25 protein-coding genes are annotated in these 18,580 nt (G+C 68.9%); 6 read left to right on the top strand and 19 right to left on the bottom strand.

The features are described 5' to 3' along the window. Together ACBJ59_RS61440 and ACBJ59_RS61435 are read right to left on the bottom strand one after the other, a co-directional pair. Positions 1–769: helix-turn-helix domain-containing protein (locus tag ACBJ59_RS61440; RefSeq protein ID WP_375119162.1), on the bottom strand; the 769-nt coding region annotated here is incomplete at its 3' end. Positions 770–1,124: 355 nt separating this feature from the next. Further along, positions 1,125–1,385: a GntR family transcriptional regulator gene (locus ACBJ59_RS61435; RefSeq protein WP_375119161.1), complete on the bottom strand. Its 261-nt coding sequence runs from the start codon at positions 1,383–1,385 to the stop codon at positions 1,125–1,127. A gap of 203 nt (positions 1,386–1,588) precedes the next feature. Here ACBJ59_RS61435 and ACBJ59_RS61430 point away from each other — a divergent pair, with 203 nt between their 5' ends. The 5 genes from ACBJ59_RS61430 to ACBJ59_RS61410 all read left to right on the top strand — a co-directional run bounded on the left by ACBJ59_RS61430 (position 1,589) and on the right by ACBJ59_RS61410 (position 4,835). Beyond that, positions 1,589–1,852 (top strand): hypothetical protein, encoded by a 264-nt coding sequence (locus tag ACBJ59_RS61430; protein ID WP_375119160.1) that lies wholly within the window; start codon positions 1,589–1,591, stop codon positions 1,850–1,852. Between the two features lie 372 nt (positions 1,853–2,224). After that, positions 2,225–2,515, top strand: coding sequence for a hypothetical protein (locus tag ACBJ59_RS61425; RefSeq protein ID WP_375119159.1), 291 nt, complete (start codon positions 2,225–2,227; stop codon positions 2,513–2,515). Between the two features lie 263 nt (positions 2,516–2,778). Beyond that, positions 2,779–3,501: a ParA family protein gene (locus ACBJ59_RS61420; protein ID WP_375119158.1), complete on the top strand. Its 723-nt coding sequence runs from the start codon at positions 2,779–2,781 to the stop codon at positions 3,499–3,501. Beyond that, positions 3,498–4,379, top strand: a complete 882-nt coding sequence (locus tag ACBJ59_RS61415; protein WP_375119157.1) for a hypothetical protein — start codon at positions 3,498–3,500, stop codon at positions 4,377–4,379. Before ACBJ59_RS61420 ends, ACBJ59_RS61415 begins: the two co-directional genes overlap by 4 nt. A 63-nt stretch (positions 4,380–4,442) precedes the next feature. Continuing rightward, positions 4,443–4,835, top strand: coding sequence for a hypothetical protein (locus ACBJ59_RS61410; RefSeq protein ID WP_375119156.1), 393 nt, complete (start codon positions 4,443–4,445; stop codon positions 4,833–4,835). Positions 4,836–5,156: 321 nt separating this feature from the next. On the opposite strand, the gene ACBJ59_RS61405 is transcribed toward ACBJ59_RS61410, so the two are convergent. From ACBJ59_RS61405 to ACBJ59_RS61350, 12 genes are all read right to left on the bottom strand, one after another. Next, positions 5,157–5,441: a hypothetical protein gene (locus tag ACBJ59_RS61405; RefSeq protein WP_375119155.1), complete on the bottom strand. Its 285-nt coding sequence runs from the start codon at positions 5,439–5,441 to the stop codon at positions 5,157–5,159. Positions 5,442–5,554: 113 nt separating this feature from the next. Next, complete coding sequence (locus ACBJ59_RS61400; RefSeq protein WP_375119154.1) at positions 5,555–6,334, bottom strand: N-acetylmuramoyl-L-alanine amidase; 780 nt, start codon at positions 6,332–6,334, stop codon at positions 5,555–5,557. A gap of 65 nt (positions 6,335–6,399) precedes the next feature. Then, positions 6,400–6,723 (bottom strand): hypothetical protein, encoded by a 324-nt coding sequence (locus ACBJ59_RS61395; protein ID WP_375119153.1) that lies wholly within the window; start codon positions 6,721–6,723, stop codon positions 6,400–6,402. Next, positions 6,720–7,139, bottom strand: a complete 420-nt coding sequence (locus ACBJ59_RS61390; protein ID WP_375119152.1) for a hypothetical protein — start codon at positions 7,137–7,139, stop codon at positions 6,720–6,722. The genes ACBJ59_RS61395 and ACBJ59_RS61390 overlap by 4 nt, the downstream gene beginning before the upstream one ends. A gap of 103 nt (positions 7,140–7,242) precedes the next feature. Further along, a complete protein-coding gene (locus ACBJ59_RS61385; protein WP_375119151.1) occupies positions 7,243–7,629 on the bottom strand; it encodes a hypothetical protein in 387 nt (128 codons plus the stop codon). 2 nt (positions 7,630–7,631) lie between these two features. Then, positions 7,632–9,485 (bottom strand): hypothetical protein, encoded by a 1,854-nt coding sequence (locus ACBJ59_RS61380; protein ID WP_375119150.1) that lies wholly within the window; start codon positions 9,483–9,485, stop codon positions 7,632–7,634. 18 nt (positions 9,486–9,503) lie between these two features. Next, positions 9,504–11,312, bottom strand: a complete 1,809-nt coding sequence (locus ACBJ59_RS61375) for a hypothetical protein (RefSeq protein ID WP_375119149.1) — start codon at positions 11,310–11,312, stop codon at positions 9,504–9,506. Positions 11,313–11,325: 13 nt separating this feature from the next. Next, positions 11,326–11,853 carry a hypothetical protein gene (locus ACBJ59_RS61370; RefSeq protein WP_375119148.1) on the bottom strand — a complete coding sequence of 176 codons (528 nt, stop codon included), beginning with the start codon at positions 11,851–11,853 and terminating at the stop codon, positions 11,326–11,328. Between the two features lie 10 nt (positions 11,854–11,863). Further along, a complete protein-coding gene (locus ACBJ59_RS61365) occupies positions 11,864–12,313 on the bottom strand; it encodes a hypothetical protein (RefSeq protein WP_375119147.1) in 450 nt (149 codons plus the stop codon). Then, a complete protein-coding gene (locus ACBJ59_RS61360) occupies positions 12,313–12,735 on the bottom strand; it encodes a hypothetical protein (protein ID WP_375119146.1) in 423 nt (140 codons plus the stop codon). The genes ACBJ59_RS61365 and ACBJ59_RS61360 overlap by 1 nt, the downstream gene beginning before the upstream one ends. Continuing rightward, positions 12,732–12,974: a hypothetical protein gene (locus ACBJ59_RS61355; protein ID WP_375119145.1), complete on the bottom strand. Its 243-nt coding sequence runs from the start codon at positions 12,972–12,974 to the stop codon at positions 12,732–12,734. The genes ACBJ59_RS61360 and ACBJ59_RS61355 overlap by 4 nt, the downstream gene beginning before the upstream one ends. Positions 12,975–13,006: 32 nt before the next feature. Further along, positions 13,007–16,390, bottom strand: coding sequence for a hypothetical protein (locus tag ACBJ59_RS61350; protein WP_375119144.1), 3,384 nt, complete (start codon positions 16,388–16,390; stop codon positions 13,007–13,009). A gap of 107 nt (positions 16,391–16,497) precedes the next feature. On the opposite strand from ACBJ59_RS61350, the gene ACBJ59_RS61345 reads away from it, so the two are divergent. Continuing rightward, a complete protein-coding gene (locus ACBJ59_RS61345) occupies positions 16,498–16,620 on the top strand; it encodes a hypothetical protein (protein ID WP_375119143.1) in 123 nt (40 codons plus the stop codon). On the opposite strand, the gene ACBJ59_RS61340 is transcribed toward ACBJ59_RS61345, so the two are convergent. Genes ACBJ59_RS61340 through ACBJ59_RS61320 form a run of 5 tightly spaced genes read right to left on the bottom strand, consistent with a single transcriptional unit; the run spans position 16,617 to position 18,554 of the window. Continuing rightward, complete coding sequence (locus tag ACBJ59_RS61340) at positions 16,617–16,973, bottom strand: hypothetical protein (RefSeq protein ID WP_375119142.1); 357 nt, start codon at positions 16,971–16,973, stop codon at positions 16,617–16,619. The two genes, ACBJ59_RS61345 and ACBJ59_RS61340, sit on opposite strands and share 4 nt — an antisense overlap. After that, positions 16,970–17,518, bottom strand: a complete 549-nt coding sequence (locus tag ACBJ59_RS61335) for a hypothetical protein (RefSeq protein WP_375119141.1) — start codon at positions 17,516–17,518, stop codon at positions 16,970–16,972. The genes ACBJ59_RS61340 and ACBJ59_RS61335 overlap by 4 nt, the downstream gene beginning before the upstream one ends. Then, on the bottom strand, positions 17,518–18,003 hold the full coding sequence (locus ACBJ59_RS61330) for a hypothetical protein (protein ID WP_375119140.1): 486 nt from the start codon (positions 18,001–18,003) through the stop codon (positions 17,518–17,520). Before ACBJ59_RS61330 ends, ACBJ59_RS61335 begins: the two co-directional genes overlap by 1 nt. A 3-nt stretch (positions 18,004–18,006) precedes the next feature. Further along, complete coding sequence (locus ACBJ59_RS61325) at positions 18,007–18,225, bottom strand: hypothetical protein (RefSeq protein WP_375119139.1); 219 nt, start codon at positions 18,223–18,225, stop codon at positions 18,007–18,009. Next, a complete protein-coding gene (locus ACBJ59_RS61320; RefSeq protein WP_375119138.1) occupies positions 18,225–18,554 on the bottom strand; it encodes a hypothetical protein in 330 nt (109 codons plus the stop codon). The genes ACBJ59_RS61325 and ACBJ59_RS61320 overlap by 1 nt, the downstream gene beginning before the upstream one ends. Positions 18,555–18,580: the final 26 nt, after the last annotated feature.

The following is an 18,580-nucleotide window of genomic DNA, read 5'->3' as shown; positions in this document are numbered from 1 at the left end:
GCGCCAGCGCCTGCACATGGCTGTAAATCACCGTATAACGGTGAAGTTCTTCGGGCTTCTCCAGATAGAGGCTGTCCGTAGCCGTCTCGATGCAGACGATGCTGGGATCCATCTCGGCGAAGTCGAGTATGACGAAACCGCCCGTCATCGCGGTGTGCGCGCCGGCGGAGTCCCGCAGCACCTGCACAGCGACGTTCGCCAGCTCCGATGCAGCGATGATGTGCTCGATCTGAGCGCGCATCACGGGTCCACCACCCACCTGCTTGCGCAGAGCCGCCTCGTCTATCACGGCCCACAGGTGAGGTGGCGACGACCGGCGGAGTACCTCTTGCCGCGTCAGCCGCGCCTCGACCTGGCGCTCGATGGTGGCCTCATCGAAGCTAGCTCCGGCATGGAAGACCGCCCGCATGTAGTCGGCGGTCTGGAGCAGGCCGGGAACGAGGAGAGCCTCGTACGTCCGAATGATGGCCGCGCCTGACTCGAAGTCGGGCAGGGACGATCGGAAGACGTCGGCATAGTCCGCCCACCATCCTCGCTGGCTTGACTCCCTCGCAAGCGCCAGGAGCGCCTCACGCTGGCGCTCATCGGTCACGCCGAACAGCTCCAGCAAGTCACGGATATCTCGCGCGTTCGGACGAGTCCACTGATTGCGCTCCATCCTGTGGATCTTCGTGACGTCCCACCCCAGCCGCTGCGCAACCTCTTTCGGTTCCAGGTTGGCTTCGAGACGCAGCTGCTTGAGCGCCGCGGAAAGACGCCGGCGCTTCACCGTGGGACTTGACGTCATTACGGACTCCAGGGAGTAAAGCACGTAAAACGGAATTCCTTACCTAAGGCAAGTTGCCTCTTGCAATTTACTCAAGGTGGCAAGAGTATGGTGCCAGTCTTCCATCACCTGGAGTGAACCCGCCATGACGCTATCCATACGTGATCTGCGCAGGGAGTTTCCCCGGTGGAACATCCACCTCGAAGGTGGCCGGCACTGGGCAATCAGGGTGGATCGGCCCGCGACTGCGCAGATCAAAGCTGGCTGTCGGCTCCTGGTGCACGCCGGTGATAAAGAGGCGCTTCTGGCTCGCCTGCGAGACGAAGAGCACCTGATCTCTCAGGTGCAACGCGGCGTTTTACCTGTCATCACGAGGTACAACGAACGTACCGACCCCCATCTCGGTGCGAAGCAACCCCTCCTCGGACAGGCGCGAGATCACTTTCCGGATCGTGTTGCGGGCCACGCCGAACTCCTGAACGAGCGCGGTCAGGCTCGGGATCGCCTTTCGGGGCGGGTAGGTGCCCGCCTCGATCCGGCCACGCAGTTCGTCGGCGATCTGCTTCCACACTGCCCTGTCGCTCTCCCAGACGGGCTCACCCCTCTCCCATTTGATCATGAAGAGGACCGTAGCCTGCCATGCACTGGGGTGCCTGAGTCGCACCGGGCATGACCGGGTGTGACCGGGCATGACCGGGCACCATCAACGCCTACTAGCTCCGGCAGGGGCCCCACCGTTCCTGCCGGTACAGGCCCCTCGTTCCCGTTTTTCCGGGCGGGAGCGGGGGGCCGCCACTCGACTAAGAATGCGAGGGACGCAGCATGACGATGGACCCCGACGCGGCGGCCCTCGACGCGCTACGCCGCCGCTATCCCCATTGGACCATCAACGTGTCTGGCAGCGGCCGCTTCTGGGCAATGACGCGCGATCGCGCCTTCTGCGCCGCCAGCGAGATGCGCGCCTTCCTGGACGCTGACGCTGCCGACGAGCTCGACGACATGCTCGCCGAGCAGGAGCGGCTGCGGGGACGCCGGCCCGGCCTGGGTGACGTCGAGCACTTGCAGTCGCCGCGAGACACGGCATGACCCGGTCTCGCCTCCGAGAGAGGACCCTAGCCGTGCTTCGTGTCTTCGGCCTCCGATGGCATCCGCTGTCTCCGGACGCGCCCGATACGCGGCCGGCGGCGGAGAGCGAGTGGGCCGCGCGGGCGGATGAGCTGGCCACGCGATACCCGCGCTGGACGATCGTCGGCAGCGAGCTCCGCTGCCTGTGGGCGTGCTCGCGCGAGACGCCGGTACCGATTGGGTGTGAGGCCACCCTGGCCGCCGACAGCGTCGAGGAGCTGGACCGGCTGCTCGCCGAGCAGGAGCGTCGGCGCGGGCGGAACCGTGCTGTCGCGACGGACGACCCTGCTGACTTCCCCCCAGCCGTCCCTCATCAGCATTTCGGAGACCCCGGTGACCACACCCGATGACCCTGAGCTGGCCAAGATCGTCGAGGACGAGGAGCGGCAGCGCCGACTGGACGTCATGCGCTGGACCTGGCGGCGCTGGCAGATCTACACCATCGTCCGGGGCGGCCGGGTCTGGTGGATCGCCAGCATGCACGGCCAGCCAACCACAGCCATGCGGCGCCTCGGCATCCGCCAATACTGCTGCCGCATGTCAGACGCCCGGCTCGCGACCGCGCTCGACCAGCAGGAGCACCTGATCCGCGACCGGCTGCCACAGATCGTCCGAATCGCCTAAGAGCTCCCGGCCCGGCGCCTGCAAACGGCTCCGGGCCGGCGGGTGGTCCTGCCCCTGCAGTCGACGCGGGGCAGGACCACCATTCCAGGGCGGTGCGGATGCCCAGCCGCGCACCCCCCGCGCCGCGCGCTATTCGGCCGCGCCTCCCACACCCGCCCCGGGCCGCGCGGTAGCGTGCCCGATTTCAAGCCCTTCGACCCTGTAAGAGGGCTCCCGGCGTGCGCCGGGGACCCGCCCCTGATTCCTTCTCCTGGGAGACCGCCATGATGACTGCCACCGCTTCGAGCGGCGCACTCACAGCGACCATCACCCGCCGCACCGACAGCTACCTGGTGCCGATCGTCAACGGCAAGGGCGGCGTCGGCAAGACGATGCTCACCTTGTCGCTCGCCGCGCACACCGTCGCGGCCAACGGCAGGGCGCTCGTCTGGGACGCCGATCCCCAGGCCTCCGCCTACGACCTGACCAGCGTCATGGACTCACCCGGCTACGAGGTGGTCCATGAGCTCGACCCTGACCGAGCCGACGGCATCCGCCGCATGCGCGCGATCGATACGATCTTCGGTGACTGCCCGGGGTCCTTAGAAGGCGGCGATATCCTCTCCCGGATCGTCCGGCAGGCCACCTATGTACTGATCCCCTACGACCACGAACCCGAGTCCGTCCTGCCCACGCTGCGGACGGCGAGGCGGGTCGCCGAGCTCGGCGTCCCGTATGCCGTCGTCGTCACCAAGGCCAACCCTCAGGTCGGCGCCGATCACGTCATCGACGCGTGGGCCACCCTAGACCGGGAGGGCATTCCGCACTTCCGGTCGTTCGTGCGCCTCTACCGGGCCTGGCCCAACAGTCTCAAGGCCGGCGTGCCCATCACCCGGTGGAACGAGCGGTACGCGCCCAAGATCCGCGAGGACGTCGCGGCCGTGCACACCGAGCTCCTGCTCAACATCGGCCGCGTCCACCGCGCCCGCCACGGGGCCCGCATATGACGGCGGCCAAGGGCGAGCCCAAGGGCAAGCAGAGCAGGCGCCGGGGCTTCGACGACCTCATCGCCCGCCGCGATGAACTGGCCGACGTCTCTCCCCCGTGGGTCGACCCCGAGCCTCCTGTCGTCGACCCGCAGATGCCGCCGGCGGGCGCCCTTCTGACCCCGCCGGATCCCGACGCGGTGCCGGACCCGTACCAGGGGCCGCACGCTGACGGCGAGCTCACCGAGCACGAGCGTGCGGATCTGCTCACCTGCGAAGCCGCTCTGGAAGGGCTTCGGCTTGCCTGGTGGGCGGCAGGCAAGGCGCTGCAGACCATCCGTGACGCCCGGCTCTACCGGGCCGATCACCCTTCCTTCGAGGCGTACTGCGCGAGCCGGTGGGACATGACCCGCCGCCAGGCCGACCGGCTGATCGCGGCCTGGCCGCTTGCCGAGCGACTGAGACCAATTGGTCTCAGCACCCTGAACGAAGGGCAGATCCGGGAGTTGCTGCCGCTGGCCGACCAGCACGGCCAGGACGCCGCGGCCGTGGTGTACCAGACGGTGGCCGAGACCGACGGCGTCCGGGTCACCGCCGCGGTGCTCAAGGGCGCTGCAGCCGTCGTCGCCGGCGCCGACCGGTTCGATCCGGTCGCAGCCGCGGCGCAGATCCGCGCCTATCTGGCCGGAACCCTGGAGGCCGAACCTGCCGATCCTGTCCAGGCGTTCACCGCCGAGGCAGAACGACTCCGGGCGACGATCAGTCGCACGATCAAGCGGCGGGCCTTCCTTTCCTACGCTCGGACCCACCCTGAGCAGGCTCGCGCCGTGGCCGCCGAGCTCCGCGCGCTGCTGGATGACATCGAGACAGCAGCAGCTGAAACCGATCAACGCGGATGACCAGCCCGGCCGCCCGCGCGGGCGGTCTGGCCGATCCCGTACTCGAGGAACCTGGAGGTTTCCGTGAGTAGCGAGCACGACCACGAGGACGACTACGACCGGCACGCCCAGGATCCGCCGGAGGAGCCGCCCCAGGATCCGCCGCTGAGCCTGGAGGAAATCCAGACGGCCTACGATGAGGTTGGCGGCCAGATCTGGGAGCTGAGCCCGGCCGCCCGCATCGTGGCGGCCGCGGTCCCGCAGCTGATCGAGCAGCTGCGGTGGGCACAGGAACGAATCCAGCGCAGCGGGCGCGAGTACACCGTGACCGATGGGGCGCCGCCCGAGCCTAGCGCCGAGCTGGTGACCGGCGAGCAGGCCGATCTGGTGCTGCGCAACAACTCGGCAAAGGCGGTCTGGGAGCGCGACGTCTACGCCGGCCCCTGGGAGCAGCTGTCGGCCGAGCCGCCGTTCTAGCCCCGGACACGACGAAAGAGCCCCCGCCCGGTCCGTGAGGACCCGGGCGGGGGCTCTTCTTATGCCTGGCCAGGGCTAACCGCTCTCGCGGTGGATCGAGGGCCTGGCGCCCAGCCGTGGTACGGCGCCAGGGGTGTTACCTCAGTGGGCGGGGGAACAGGGACCCGCTTACGATTGCGGGAACCGGCCAGCACTGCGGCCACGGGCCGGGGCTGGTCTACCCATCCCTGAGCGTCCCCCCTGTGTGGGAGTTTTCGAAGCTGCGAGCGATCTTACACAGTGGTCCTCGAGGATGCTGCCGGCGATGACAGAGTGTCGGGTCTACCGCTGGACTCGCGGCCAGCCGGAGGTGTCGGGCCCGTCGTCGTCGGGGCCCAGATGGATGTGGGGCGGCTGCATCTCGACCCGCGTCCCGGCGCCGGGCCGCGGGTCCGACCGTTCCGCGTTCGGGACCACCGCGGTGATGCCGAGGGCGCCGAGCACGAACAGGGCGACGGTGACCCACTCGCCGGGAACGATGACGTTGTCGCCCATGGCGGTGACGAGCGCGCCGCCGCCGGCGGCGACTGCGGACACGATGGCCTTGGCGTAGGAGCCGATTTTCATGGGGTCCTCCGGGATTTTCTCCCTCATATGAGGGCCGAAATCAGGAACCTGCGGCGCGTCGGCGCAGGTGGGATGGTGCCGGCGCAGCATGTACAGCTGCGCCAGGGGGTCGATCACGTGATCGGGGCGGTCCAGGCGGCCCGCCAGGTCGCCTCGTCGACCTGGCCGGTGACCTTCAGCCCCTTCTCCTCCTGGAACGCCCAGCAGACCTCTGCGTCGGCGCCGGCGTACCAGCCGTCGACGTCGAGCTTCCAGCCGCGCTTGCGCATCTGCCGCTGCCAGGTCTTGACGTCGTCGCCCTTCGTGGTCGGCGGCCAGGACAGCGTCCGCTTCCAGTCGGGCACGTCGACGTCGTCGCGGCCGCCGTCGGCGCCGTCGAGTTCGGCCTTGACCCGGTCGATCAGCTCGTCCCACGGGAACTTGGTCCCGGGGTCGGTGTGGTCGGATCGCCGGTAGACGGCGCTGATGTCGGCGTGCGAGGTGATCCCACGTTTGCCGGCGCGCAGCTCGGTCTGGGTCAGCTTCTTGACGGGGATCTTGTAGGCGCGCGACCAGCCGGCGATGACGGCGGCGGCCTGGTCGAGCATGGCCTTGCCGTACGCGTCCAGCCACTCGGCCCGCGTCTGCCGGGCGAAGCCCGCCAGCTCCAGCTGCAGCCCGTCGGCGTTGCCGCCGGGCGCGGCCCACGCGGTGTCCTGGTCGCGGACGCACCGCACCACGCTGTTGGCATCGACGCAGGCGTGCGCGGAGGCCTGCCTGTTCATGGTGGCGAACATCTTCGCGCACTCCTCGGCGGTGGTCGCCCGCTCCACCCACTCCATGGAGTGCACGACGATCAGCCGAATCGGGGAGATGCGGCCGCGGTGGTACCAGCGGGCCTGGACGAGTTTCACGATGTCCTCCGGTCTCGGTCGCGGCGCCGGCGGACACGCTCGGCGTAGTGGACGCGGGTGGTGGCTCAGCCGTTCTGCAGCCGCGCGATCTCCGCCCGCGCGATGGCGAGCTCGGCGCGCAGCGCTGACACCTGCTCGGCGAGCGCCTGAATCTGGCGCTGCTGATCGCCGAGTTCAGCCTTGAGTTCCTTGTTCTCCGCCTTGGCGTCGGTGAGCTCGGTGCGCAGCAGCGCCACCACGTGATCGGCGGTCTCCACCGCCACGCTGTCCGACCCGCGGTCCAGCTGCTTGAGCTCCGAGCGTCGCTTGGTCAGCGCGACGATCGCCTGCACGATCGTGCCGCCGGCGGCGACCTGCGCCACGGAGACCAGGACTTCCCCCCAGGTCACTCCTCGCGCTCCAGGGTCTGCAGGTGGCGGGCTGCGCGCATGATGATGCTCACTTTGATCAGGCAGCCGATGGCCAGGGCGGCGGCGATGACGCCGGCCGCCAGGCCGTGCATGCCCAGGCCGACCACGACCGTGATGGAGTAGAAGGCGTAGCCCCCGCACATCATCCACAGCCCCGGAATCTCCATCGTGGTCCGGTGCCAGTACAGGCCGTAGATCTTGAGTATGCCGCCGGCGGCGAACATGACGCCCCACAGGTGCGCCACCGGGCCCGCCGTGGCGTGCAGGCTATTGGTCATGCCCTGGGAGACATCGTCGCCCAGGGCCGCGCCCAGGGAGCCGAGGACGATGGCCGCGCCCGCGGCGACGGTTCCGAAGGGATTGAGCTTGAGGCTTTCGCGCCGGCTGTTGGTCATGTGGTCGCCGATCTCGGTAGCAGCGGCGGGATGAGGGCCGATCGCGGCCGCGGTCAGGTGTCGAGGGTCGTCTTGATGTCAAGCTGCACGGTCGCCTCCGCGATCAGGAGGACTTCATCAGCCGGTACAGCTTCAGCGTGGACAGCAGGTCGTTGTGACCCGTCTTCAGCCCGTTGATCAGCGCCTGAGCGGTGCCGTCATAGGCGGCGCCGGCGTTGGACAGGGTGATGGGCGCCACGGACGCGCACGGGATGTCGACGCGGTTGCCTACCTGGTCGACGACCTGGAACTGGGTTCCGCTGGCGCCGATGACGAGCCCGCCGGACTGTAGCGTTGGTGTGCCGTTCGGCAGGAAGAACGGGCCGGACGCCTTGCTGACCTCCACTGCCTGCTGTACGCCCAGCTTGGCTTCGAGGGCGGCAATGCGGCGGGCCAGGTCGCGCAGGATTTCCGGGTTGCCAGCGGGAAACTGGTCGATGGGCATGCTCACGGTCAGGCTCCAATCGCGGGCTGTGCGGCGGTGATGACCTGCAATTTGTCCTTGCCGAACGCGCGGGTGGCGGGGCTGAGCTGCCAGCCGATCAACCGCTGGAAGTCGTTGAAAGAGGCGCCGCCCTCAGCCGTCGGGGTGTGCCAGTCGTTGTTCATGACGAATCGGGCGTATCCGCCGATCATGTTCGGGTGGAACCCGGACGACCGGCCGAGGATCACGTCGGCCGAGAACACGCGGGGGGCGCCGGCGGCGGTGGCCGCGTAGAAGGCGGCGTACCGTTCGAGCTCGGTCAGGTCCGTCGAGGCGGCCGGGTGGATGACCCGCTGGTCGAAGATCGGCCATCCGTGGTCGAGATGCTCCGTCTCGATCAGGTCGGTGCGGACCGCGGTACGGTCCTGGGAGGCGTCGCCGGCCGGGATGCCGCCGACCGCCCCGAAACGCGTCCCGCCACGCAGCGCCGACCGGACTTCCTTGAATCCGGTCACCTCGCCGCCGTTGCGGGCCTGGGTGAAGGTGACCTTCAGGGTGGGGAAGTCCAGCCGCGGTGAACCCCATACCCAGCGGCGTTCGATGCCGGCCTCGGTGACGGTCGGGTTGATGACGTAGCCGAAGCCGCCGTCGGCGCGGGCGTAATCGCGGAGGACGCGTCCGTAGGTGGTGTTGTCGGATCGGCGGGCGGCCAGCTCGCGGACGGTCCCTGAGGTGCCGCCCTGCAGGGCGAACCCCATGTTGGAGCGGGGGTCCATGCCCAGGCGGGTGATCAGCTGGCGGGCGTTTTCGATCTGGTCGCCGAAGTAGAACACGTCCTCCTCCAGCGACACCGACGCCATGTAGCCGTCGAGTGTGGAGCCCTGCAGGCGGAGCCCCAGGCCGAGGCGGGAGGATTGCTCGATTTCGGCGGTGTGCAGCCAGTAGACGCCCCAGAGCACGCCGTTGCGCCACGGGTGCACGACGAGCCGGCCGGGACCGCTGTCGAGGTCGTTCGGGTCGCGGGGGATCATGCGGGCGAGCTTGTCGGCCTCGCGCCGGTTCGGCATGGGGCACCAGCAGGAGTACCCGCCCGCGTCGCCGTCGCGCCGGTCCATGGTCACATCGATGGCGGTCCGCAGCTCGCCCCGGTAGGCGCCGGTGAGCGCGTCGTGGACGCGGTACTGCATCGGCAGTAGGCCGCGGACCGGGGTGAAGCTGGGGAACGGGAGCGGGTCCGGGGGGACGACGGTGGGCGCGGACTCGATGAGGATGGTGAATGCGGCGCCGTACTGGAGCTGAGCGGAGGCGGTATGCACCTGGCCGGCGAGGGGCGTGGTGGAGTAGATGCGCCGCCACACCAGCGTGCCGCCCACCTCATCCTCCGACTGGAGGTCCACCAGCTCGGTGTATCCGGTCGGGGCGATCCACGAGATGTTGGCCTCGTTCGGGATCCCGGCCGCCCACCTGAACTCCAGGCAGTCCGGCGATGTGGGGGTGGCTGGCGGCGAGAACACGCTGTTCGTTCCGGCGTACAGGGGCCCGGGGATCACCTGCGGGGTGGTGTTCTTCGCCCCGGCCAGGGGCACGACGATCGCGACCCCGTCCGCGGTCGCCCCGATCGAGACCGTGTAGGAGGCGGGCTCGTTGTCGGTGGCGGCCGACCGCCACCACACGTCCACCGCGGACAGGGTGGTGGTGGGTCCGGCGATCCGGCCGAGCAGCTGCCAGTCGCCGCCGCCTCCGATGGAGGATAGGCCGCCAGAGTCGCAGGTGAGGAAGGCGAGCATCGGCTGGCCGGGGATGACGCGTTCCGGCCGGTTGACCACGTACAGCCCGCCGGTGGGGTTGACGGCGGTGGACGGGGTGAGGAACGTGACAGACACGGAGTCACCCCCTCGCGTTCAGATGTAGGCGTGCCGCCACAGCACGGTCGCCGCGGGCGCGGTGCCGAGGGCGCTGCTGAAGGTGATGGCGGAGAACTGCCGGCCGAACACCAGGTCGGCGATACCCAAGCTGGCGTTGGAGAGGGTGCCGCCGACGTCTTCGTCGCCGATGCTGGCGGTGCCGTTGAACGAGTCGACGATCAAGGTTTCGCCTGCTTCGACGGTCAGATCGAATCCGACCGTCACCACGGACTCGGTGCCGTCGTCGAGAGTGCGTTCGATCACCAGCTCGGGGTTCAGGCTGGGGCCTGGGCAGCGGATGGTGGGGTGGGTGGTGTTGTTCCCGGCGTGGAACACCTCGACGGTGGCGCCGTCGGCCACCACCGCGGTTAGCAGTTCGCGCGAGTAGAGGCGGGGATTGGACAGCTCCCATATGACGGTGCCGGGCAGGTAGCCGTCTTGAACGGCCCGCGTTTCTATCGGCATCTGGCGATGCGTGCACGCTCCAGTCCCGACGAGGATGAGATCGCCTACCCGGATGGCCAGTGGCACCTCTTCATCCGCTTCTGGCAGGGGGAGGCCGGCCAAGAGGTTGAGCGCGATCTGGTCCAGGTCCTCCCGGGCGGCCTCGACCTTCATGTCGAAGGTGACGATCCGTGGCTGTGACAGCTTCTGGCCGCTCAGCGCTCCGTGTGCTGTGGGGTGCGGCACGTTGCCGTTGTCGACGCCCGGCATGTCGGCATACCAGCCGGTGATCCGCTGCCATAGGTACGGCGTGCCGGCGCCCAGCTTGAACCCGTTGGAGGAGATTTGCCCGGGACCGGTGAGGTCGTCGCCGGGGTTGATCGGCACGTCAACGGTCGGTGTCGGGATCAGGGCCCGGCCGATCAGCGGGACCGGGTGCAGCCCGATGCCGAGCGCGATGTCCGGGGTCGGGATGGTGGCGGCGGTGGTGATCGGGGAGGGCTGGACCAGGGTGGGCGGGGAGTCGCCAACGAAGATGTCCGGTGCCGGGATGATCGCCGTACCGGTGACCGGCTCGGGCTGGACGTTGACGCCGACCGATACGTCGGGGGCAGGGATCGCCGCGACGCCTTGCACGGTGGGCGGCTCAACCGTGGCGTGGACGGCGCGGATCGGCGTTGTCTCGATGTAGCGTTCGCCGTACCCGATCGGCGAGCTGCTGGTGTCGGTGCTGGTGCCGACGATCGCGGTCTGGTTGGCTCCGCCGCCTGACCAGTCGTAGACGGGCTGGGCGGCGTCGGCCTGGTCGAGGACCCACAGGGCGGCCGGGCCGGCGTCCTGCCACGCGGTCAGGGAGTGGGCGAGAGTGTCGAGTTCGGCCTGGGTGAGGACGCGGTTGTAGATGGCGACGGCGGCCATCTCTCCGTTGAAGAACGGGCCCGTGCCGTCGTAGTAGGAGCCGAGCTTCACTGATCCGGCGCCGAGCGCGGTCCCATCCGACACCAGAGCGGCCGGTGTATCTGACGTCCATGTGTCCGTGGCGTACACGTATTTGCGGAAGGTGACGCTCTGGCTGCCGGACGCCTTGCTGACCGCGAGCAGGATCCACCCGTCGGAGCTGGTGATGGTGAGCGACGATGCCGACGATCCGGTGCCGGTCCCGAAGAAGGCGAGGGTGTTGTCGGTGAAGCACAGGAGCACGCCGCTGTTGGCGTTGGACGCGTTGGCGACGCCGAGGAGCCCGTCTTCGGTGGCGGTGGTTCGGCGGAAGAGGAGGACTCGCGTGCCGGCGAGGGTGGACGTGGACAGCCCGCCGGCCGCGAGTGTGATCTTGTCGTCGACGCCGTCGAAAAGCCGCGCCACTGGTCACCCCCTGCTATGTGGTGGTGTAGGTGAGCGCGACCGCGACGACTTCCATGTCGCCGGTGGCCGTGTCGGAGGCGTGGGCCGCGTCACGCGCGAAGTACACGGTGACGAAATCCCCGGCCGCCAGGGAGTCGGCGTTCGCGAGGGCGAGGCTGATCTCACCCAGTTTCCCGGCCGTCGTAGTTGGGACGGCGGTCGCTGCGCTGGTGTTGGCGGCGGCGAACGCTTTCGCGTCCAGATCAGTGGAGTCGCCCGGGCTGGTGGCTGCGATCCTGGCCTCGATGACCACGTTCCCGGTGATCGCGCTGGCCATCTTGAACTGGACTCGCATGACCGGCGCGCTGGCGTAGTCGGCCGGCATCCGGAACGACCACATCAGCTGTTCGCGGTTGGAGGCGTCGAACAACGCGTGCTTGAAGTACGGAGTTGGCGCCGCCGCCGAGCTTTTGACCTTCTTGATGTCGGCCGCCAGGTTGGAGGCGGAACCGTCCGGCAGGTCCGCGGCGCCGATCGGCAACAGAATCGTGCCTGTGCTCACGACGGTCTCCCTACGGGGTGAGGTCGAGCAGGTAGACGCCCGCCGGGTCGTGGGTGACCAGGAACGTGCCGTCCTGAGTCTCGAACGGCTCGCCGAACCAGACGGCGCCGAGGGCGCGGTCGGCGTGCGCGTCGTCGTACAGGAGGTAGCCCTCGGCGATGATCGTGGAGTTGGGGATGCTGAAGTTGTCGGCGTCGAACTTCATCGACCCGGTGACGTGGGTGAGGGTGGTGTTCACCACGAGCAGCCCGGCCGGGGAGTAGCCGGCCCCCGCCGACTCGTTCGCGGTCGCCCACGTGCCGGCGTTGTACGCGGTGTCGGTGCCGTAGGCCGGGGTGACTGAGCTGCCGTAGAAGGCGGCCTTCAGGTCCGTCTCGCTCGTGAGGTCGGTGGCCAGCTGGGAGTCGTCCCACTTGTCGATGTGGGACTGCACCATCAGGCCAGAGGCGGTCCACGCCATCAGACACCGTCCTTTCCGAAGCGGGCCCGGCCGCGTACTACGGACGGTGCCGCCTCCGCCGAGCCGGGCGGCAACGTGTCGCCCGTCCCGGCCGTGCTGGTGGCCAGCTGCTGCATGGCGTCGATCAGCGGCCCGTACTCGGCCCGTATGTGGGCGATCTTCAGCTCGTACTGGCGGATCTCCTCTGCGGTCCCACCGCGGGCGGCCAGGCGGGCAATCTCCGCCTCGGCCTTGCGGATCCTGTCGACTGCCCGCAGCCACGTCCGGGTCTCGGCGAGGGACTCCATTTCGGCCTTCCGGGCGGCCCGCGTCTCCTCAGTGGGGTCCGCCGCGTGCGCGTCCTTCGCCTCCCGCAGCCGATCCGCCTCGGCTTCGAGCGCGACTTCGAGCTCCAGACGGGCCCGTGCTCTACCTCGCCTCACGCGAGCCTCCCGATCACGAGAGGGGCGTGGACGTGCACGTCCCGATGTTCTTCACCGCGCCGGTCGGTGCGGTCGCGTACGGCCACCACAGCGCCGGAATCGGTGAGGCGGCGCACGACGCGCACGACGCGCAGTCCACGCCGCTCCTCCCGCACGTGAGGGACTGCTCGGCCCGGGCTGGTCTGGACTGTCCTGAGCCGGGCCAGGTCCGCGGGCGTGTAGGCCTGGATTCCAGGCATGCCAATACCACCTCTCCACCAAAAGTGCTCAATCAGACGGGGCCGCGCAGGCTGTACTCCGACCCGAACCGCGCTCCCAGACGGTCGATATCGGCCTCTTCACGGATCACCGAATTGGACATGTCCACCTGGACGGCCGGCTGGCCACCGCCGTAGGCGGCACCATTACGGGAGCTCGCCGCCTGGCTCGTTGCGCCGGCCGCGGCTGCGGCCACAGCGGCGGCCACAGCCGCTGGGGTCCACGTCGCCTGCTGTGGCGCTGACACCCTCGCGCTGTTGACGGGGGACGTCTGGGTGAACGCCGATGCTCTGTCGTAGAACAGGCTCCCTGCGTCGTGGCCGGCGATCATGTCTTCCGGGTTGGAACCGGCGACCGTGCCGCCCGTGATACCCATCGCTTCGAGGATGTTCTTGGCCGCCCCCTTGGCCATCTTGGCTTTCTGAGCGGCCGAGATGCCGCGCGGGGCCGTCTCCTTCTCCAGCAGGTGACCGGTCCCGTCCTTCTTCGCAGCTGCCATCTTGGCCGCAGCGACCGCGACGGCGAGATCCTGGATGCTGCCGGTGAGACCGTCGACGCTTTTGGTGGTCTCGGTCGTCATCAGGGTCACCGCGGAGGAGACGACGGTGCCCATGGTGCCGACGTTGTCGCCGATCAGGTCCGCGCCGGCCTCCCAGCCGGCGGCCATGGCCGCCCCGGCCGCGCTCACTCCGTCCAGGGCGCCGGTGAGCGTGCCCGTATCGCCGAACGCGGACGTGAGCGAGATGTCCACGTCCCCGAGCTGTGCGCCCAGCTGAGTGGCCGCGTCCGACACGGTCACGGCGACTTGGTGAACCTGCTGGCCGGCCTGTTTGCCGTACAAGCTGAAACCGAACCGGTCGGCGATGTCAGCGAGCAGGTCGATCGCCTGCGGCCGGTACTCATCCAGCGGGATGAACGCCTCCCGGGCGCCCCGGCCGGACGATCCTTCGCCGTAGACGATGGCGGTCGGCTTGCTGACGATGTGCGGCCGCATGCCGCCCGACGCGTAACCGGTGATTCCGCCGGCGGCGGCGTACTGGACGAGTGCGCCTTGCGCCGCTTTCAGCTTGTCCTGCTTGCCCACGGACTGTTTGCGGTCGAACGTCTGCTGGATGATCGTCGTGGTGACGGTCTTGCCGTCGAGTTCGTTCAGCTTCTTCTGGTACTCGCGCATTAGGGCGAGCGCTTCTTTGCCGCCCGGCGTCTTGGTGGTGGTGGAGACGTTCCCCGGGATGAGGCCGAGCTGGTCGGCCAGCTTCTTGGCCTCGGTACGGGAGAAGCCCATCTTCTCCGCGGTGGTGATGAACGCCTCGCGCTGCCGGCCGAGCTTTTCCGTCACCTGATCCAGCGGCGTGCCCTGGTCGATGAGCGCCTGCCTGTAGGCGTTCGCCTTCTCCGCCAGGCCGATCAGCACCTCACGGTTCGCCCGGCCCGCCTCGCTGTTGGTCGAGGTGGCTTTGCCGTTCTCCCGGATCGCGGCCGCCGTCTCATCCAGCGCCCGCTTGTAGGAGATCTCCGCCTGCATGGCGTTGCCCTGCAACCCGACCAGCTGAGAGATCGCGCCGCGCAGCGTGTCGACGTTCCCAGCGGCAGTGGCCACCTGGCCGCCCATGGTGGCGACCGCGTCGCCGCTGGTGCGGGAGGCGATGGCGTCGAGCTCCTTCTGGTGGCGCAGGTCGGCCACCTTCTGCTCCATCGCCTCGATCTGGTCGGCGGTGCGGGCCTGCTCGTTCGTCAGGTAGACGGTGTCGAACAGGCTCGGCCCCAGCGTCGCCTTCAGCTTCTCGATTTCGGCGGTGAGGGAGGCGATCTGCCCGTCGATGCCGCTGCCGCCGAGGGCCGCCACCTTCTCAGTGAACCGGCCCGCTGCCTCGGCGTTCTTGGAGAACCACTGCTCCAGGAGGATCAGCCCGCCGGTCACCGCCGCCCCGCCGGCCAGAGCGCCCGCCAGGCCGCCGACCTTGTCCCCGAGCCCGGAGACCACGTCGCCGAACTTCCCGGCCGAGGTCTTGGCCTTGTCGAGGCCGTCCCGCAGCGTGCCCAGACGGCCCGGCATCTCGGTGAAGAAGCCGGCCACCGCGAGCCCGGCCTGCGCCGTCTTGATGGCGAGGATGGCCAGCGCGATCAACTGGATGTGCTGCGGGTCCATGCCGGCCACGATCTGGGCGAGGAGGTTGATCCCCGCCATGGAGCCGACACCGAGCGGCACCACGGCCTCACCCACGTTGAGCAGCGCCCCGGCGAGATTCTTGACCAGCTCCCACGCCTCAGGCGCGTGCTCCTGCACGTATGCCATGAACTGCTGGAACTGCTGGTTGCTCTCCAGCGCCTGTCCCCACGCGGAGAACTTGGCGGTGGCGTCCTCGATCCCGCCCACCACCGTGCCCTGCCACGGCATGAAAGCGTTCATGATGCCGGCCACGCCGGTCACCACGTTCAGCGCGCTGTTGCCGAGCCCGGTCATCGCTTGTGGCCCGGCCACGCCCACGTTGTGCAGGAACTTCGTCCAGAACGGCCCATCCAACGCCGCGGCGGCGCGCTGCTCCAGGCCGACGAAACTGTTGGCGGTGCCGGCGACCAGCGGGCTGATCTTCGGCAGAGTCTTCTCCATCAGGCCGAGCCCGCCCGTGATGGCCGGGACCACGTCCGGATTGAGCGACTGCTGCCACTTCAGGTAGACGTCGGAGAACTCCTGCCAGCCCTGTGCCAGCTGGAACTCCTCCGGGCTGAGCTTGCTGTAATCCTGGGAGTCGACGGCTGTCTGCACGCGCTCGAGCGTTGCTGTCGCCACGGTGCCGAACAGCTGCGCGCCCGCGCCGGCCGAGAACAGCGCGCCCTGCAGGATTCCGGCGCCGGCGGCCACGCTGGCGATGATGGGCACGGCGGCGCCGAGACCGATCAGACCGGCGCTGATCTTGCCGATGTCGCCGAGCGCCTCGTTGGAGTCGGCGTCGATCGAGATCTTGACGTCGGTGCCGTCGAGGCGGCGCGCCTCGGCCGCCACCATCTCCAGGTCAGCGATGGCCTGTTGGATGCCGGCACGCACTTCGAAGCTGGCGCCGTCCTCCAGGGCGCCGAGCTCGGCCTTGAGTAGGTCCAGCTCGGCCATCGCGTCGACGGCGTCGATATCCACGCCTATCTGCTGACGCGATAGCTGCTCCAGCTCCTGGCGCAGCTGGGCGAACTTCCGCTCGGCCGCCGAACTGTTCGCGTCGATCTCGATCTTCGGCAGGCGGGCGGTTGCCTCCTCCAGCTTCTTACGGAACCCGGACGCTGCCCCGGCCGACTCCTTGAAGCGCGTGTTCAGGTCACGCAGGTCACGCTTGACCGTGTTGGAGCCGGACGTCCACTCGGTGATGCCGAGCTTCAGCCGGGTGGTAACGGTGCGATCGGCCATGTTCACCTCCCAACGTCACGGTTTGAACCGTTCCGCCGTCGCACACCGCCGCGGCGTGCGACCATCTGAGCGGATCGGGGGATTCACGGCTGGCCGAAGGAGTCCCCATGCCCAACCTCGGAGTCCCCGAGCTGCTCATGATCCTGGCGGTGTTCGTGGTAGGGCTGCTCTTGGTGGGCGCCCTGATCGTCGCGATCGTGATGGGCGTGCGCAGCAGCCGGCGCCGCTAACGGACCTTACGAACCGTAAAGATCAGGTCGGTCGGGTCCCCCACTGCCTTCTTCTTGGCTGTGACGGCCGCGCACGCGTGGCATCTGGGCGGCTCGTCCGCGACGTAGGCGCCCTCGTTGTCGGGGTGCGTGGTGTCCTCCAGCGGCATGCCGCACCCGTTGGGACAGCGGCTGGCCTGATCGTCCAGGTCGGCCAGCGCCCAATCCCGATCTTCCTCCAGCCATTCCGGCTCCCGCACGGTGATCGCCCGCACCAGCCTGTCCGCGTCGTCGTACTCGAACACCGTGACCTCGCGCGGTTCACGGCCGAGCAGCTTCGAACGGGGAATCTGGTAGGCGCGGGCGAGCTTCATTTCCCGCTGGTGGCCGACAGAATCGCGGAGGCAGCGTACGAGAAAGGGACCTCGCCGCTACCGCCGTTCAGCTCCGCGATCGCGTTCCACAGCGCCTGCCACTGGCCCTGCGTGACGCGATCGACGAGCCGGCCTGCCTGCTTCTCGTCCATCTTGGGCTTGACCGAGCAGGCGGCCAGCGCCGCGATCGGGAACGTCTCACGGTTGAACCCGGCCTGCAAATCCGCGGCGTCCGTCTTGCGCGGCTTGTGCTCCTTGGCCAGATCCGACCATTCCTTGCGCGGCAGCGCCCGCAGCAGGAACACGCGCACGTGCTCCTGCATCTCCCCGCGCAACGCCTCGATCTCCCGGGCGAGCCGCACCGTGTCCGGCACCCCGTCAAGGCTGTCGGGCTCCGGGCCGCGGCGGGCCGCCTCCAGCTGCCGGCTGAGCTCCTCGAACCGGGACTGCAGGTCGCCGCGCATGCAGATCGGCACCTGGTCCTCGGGCAGCTTCAGCCCGTCCAGGAAGTCGTCGATGTCCTCGACGTACCGGGGGTCCGTCACTACGCCACCACCGCATCGATGTCAGCGTCGGCGTAGTTGAACATGGTGGACAGGAACTTCTGCACCTCGTTCCACTGGGTCTGCTGCGGCTTGCGCAGACCGCACTGGACCGGGTAGATCTCGGCCGGGTCGCCGGCCTCCCACGGCTCGGCGTTGGGCCGGTTACGCCGCACCGCCAGCCACACGTCCATGCCGGGCACCAGCGTGTTGTACGCGATGTCCTCGATCGTCAGCTTCTTCTTCTTGCACAGCAGGTTGATCGAGTAGCTGGGCGATCCGGCCCGCTGCGTCGGGCCCTTGCTGGCCAGGCTGGAGTTGTCGGCGCCCTCCTGGTTCGGCTCGATCTGCAGCCCGTCGCGCATCACGCAGGACTGGATGTCGACGCCGGCGTTCAGCTGGGCGGCGGGTGGCGACGACACCGACGACAAGGCGGTGCAGATCGTCACCTTGTAGAAACCGTCGCCGAGGAGATCCTCATCAGCCATGATCTACCCCTTCTCCTTCTTGTCGGTGGTCGCGGCCCGGCGGCCGCTGCTTTTGCCCGGCTCGGCCGGCTCCTCGGCGGCGGGCGCGTCCGGCGCCTGGCTCGGTTCGGTGGGCAGGTCGACCCGTTCATAGATGCCGGCGAAGTACGGGAACGCGCTCTCGCCCAGCAGCCGCTCCTCGCCGGTGTCCTTGTGCCGGACGCGGATCATCCGGGGCGGCATCAGTCGATCACCGCCCACGTCAGGGTGCTGCCCGGGGTGGCAGACCAGCCCAGGGTGACCAGGTTGGAGTCCGACGGGTTCCGGAACGACGGCAGCAGCTTGAGCCGAAACATGCCCACCGGGATGGTCCACGGCTTGGCCGGGTTGGCCACGCCGTAGTTGGTGGTGCCCGGCGGGGTGACCGTGAGCGTCACGGTCCCGGCCGTAGCGTTGTTGACGAGCATGGTCATTTCGCGGGTGACACCGTTGACCTTGTCGTCGGCGGCCGCGTTGTGCATGGACAGCGCCGCGCCGGCGACGGTGGCGGCCTGTGGTGCTCGGGTAGGCATGGGCTCCTCCAGGGCATGCCAGCGGG

The sequence above is a fragment of the Nonomuraea sp. MTCD27 genome (genome assembly GCF_041950495.1).
Classification (GTDB): Bacteria; Actinomycetota; Actinomycetes; order Streptosporangiales; family Streptosporangiaceae; genus Nonomuraea.
The sequence above is the reverse complement of the archived record's forward strand: the minus strand, read 5'-3'. Positions and strand labels throughout refer to the sequence as shown.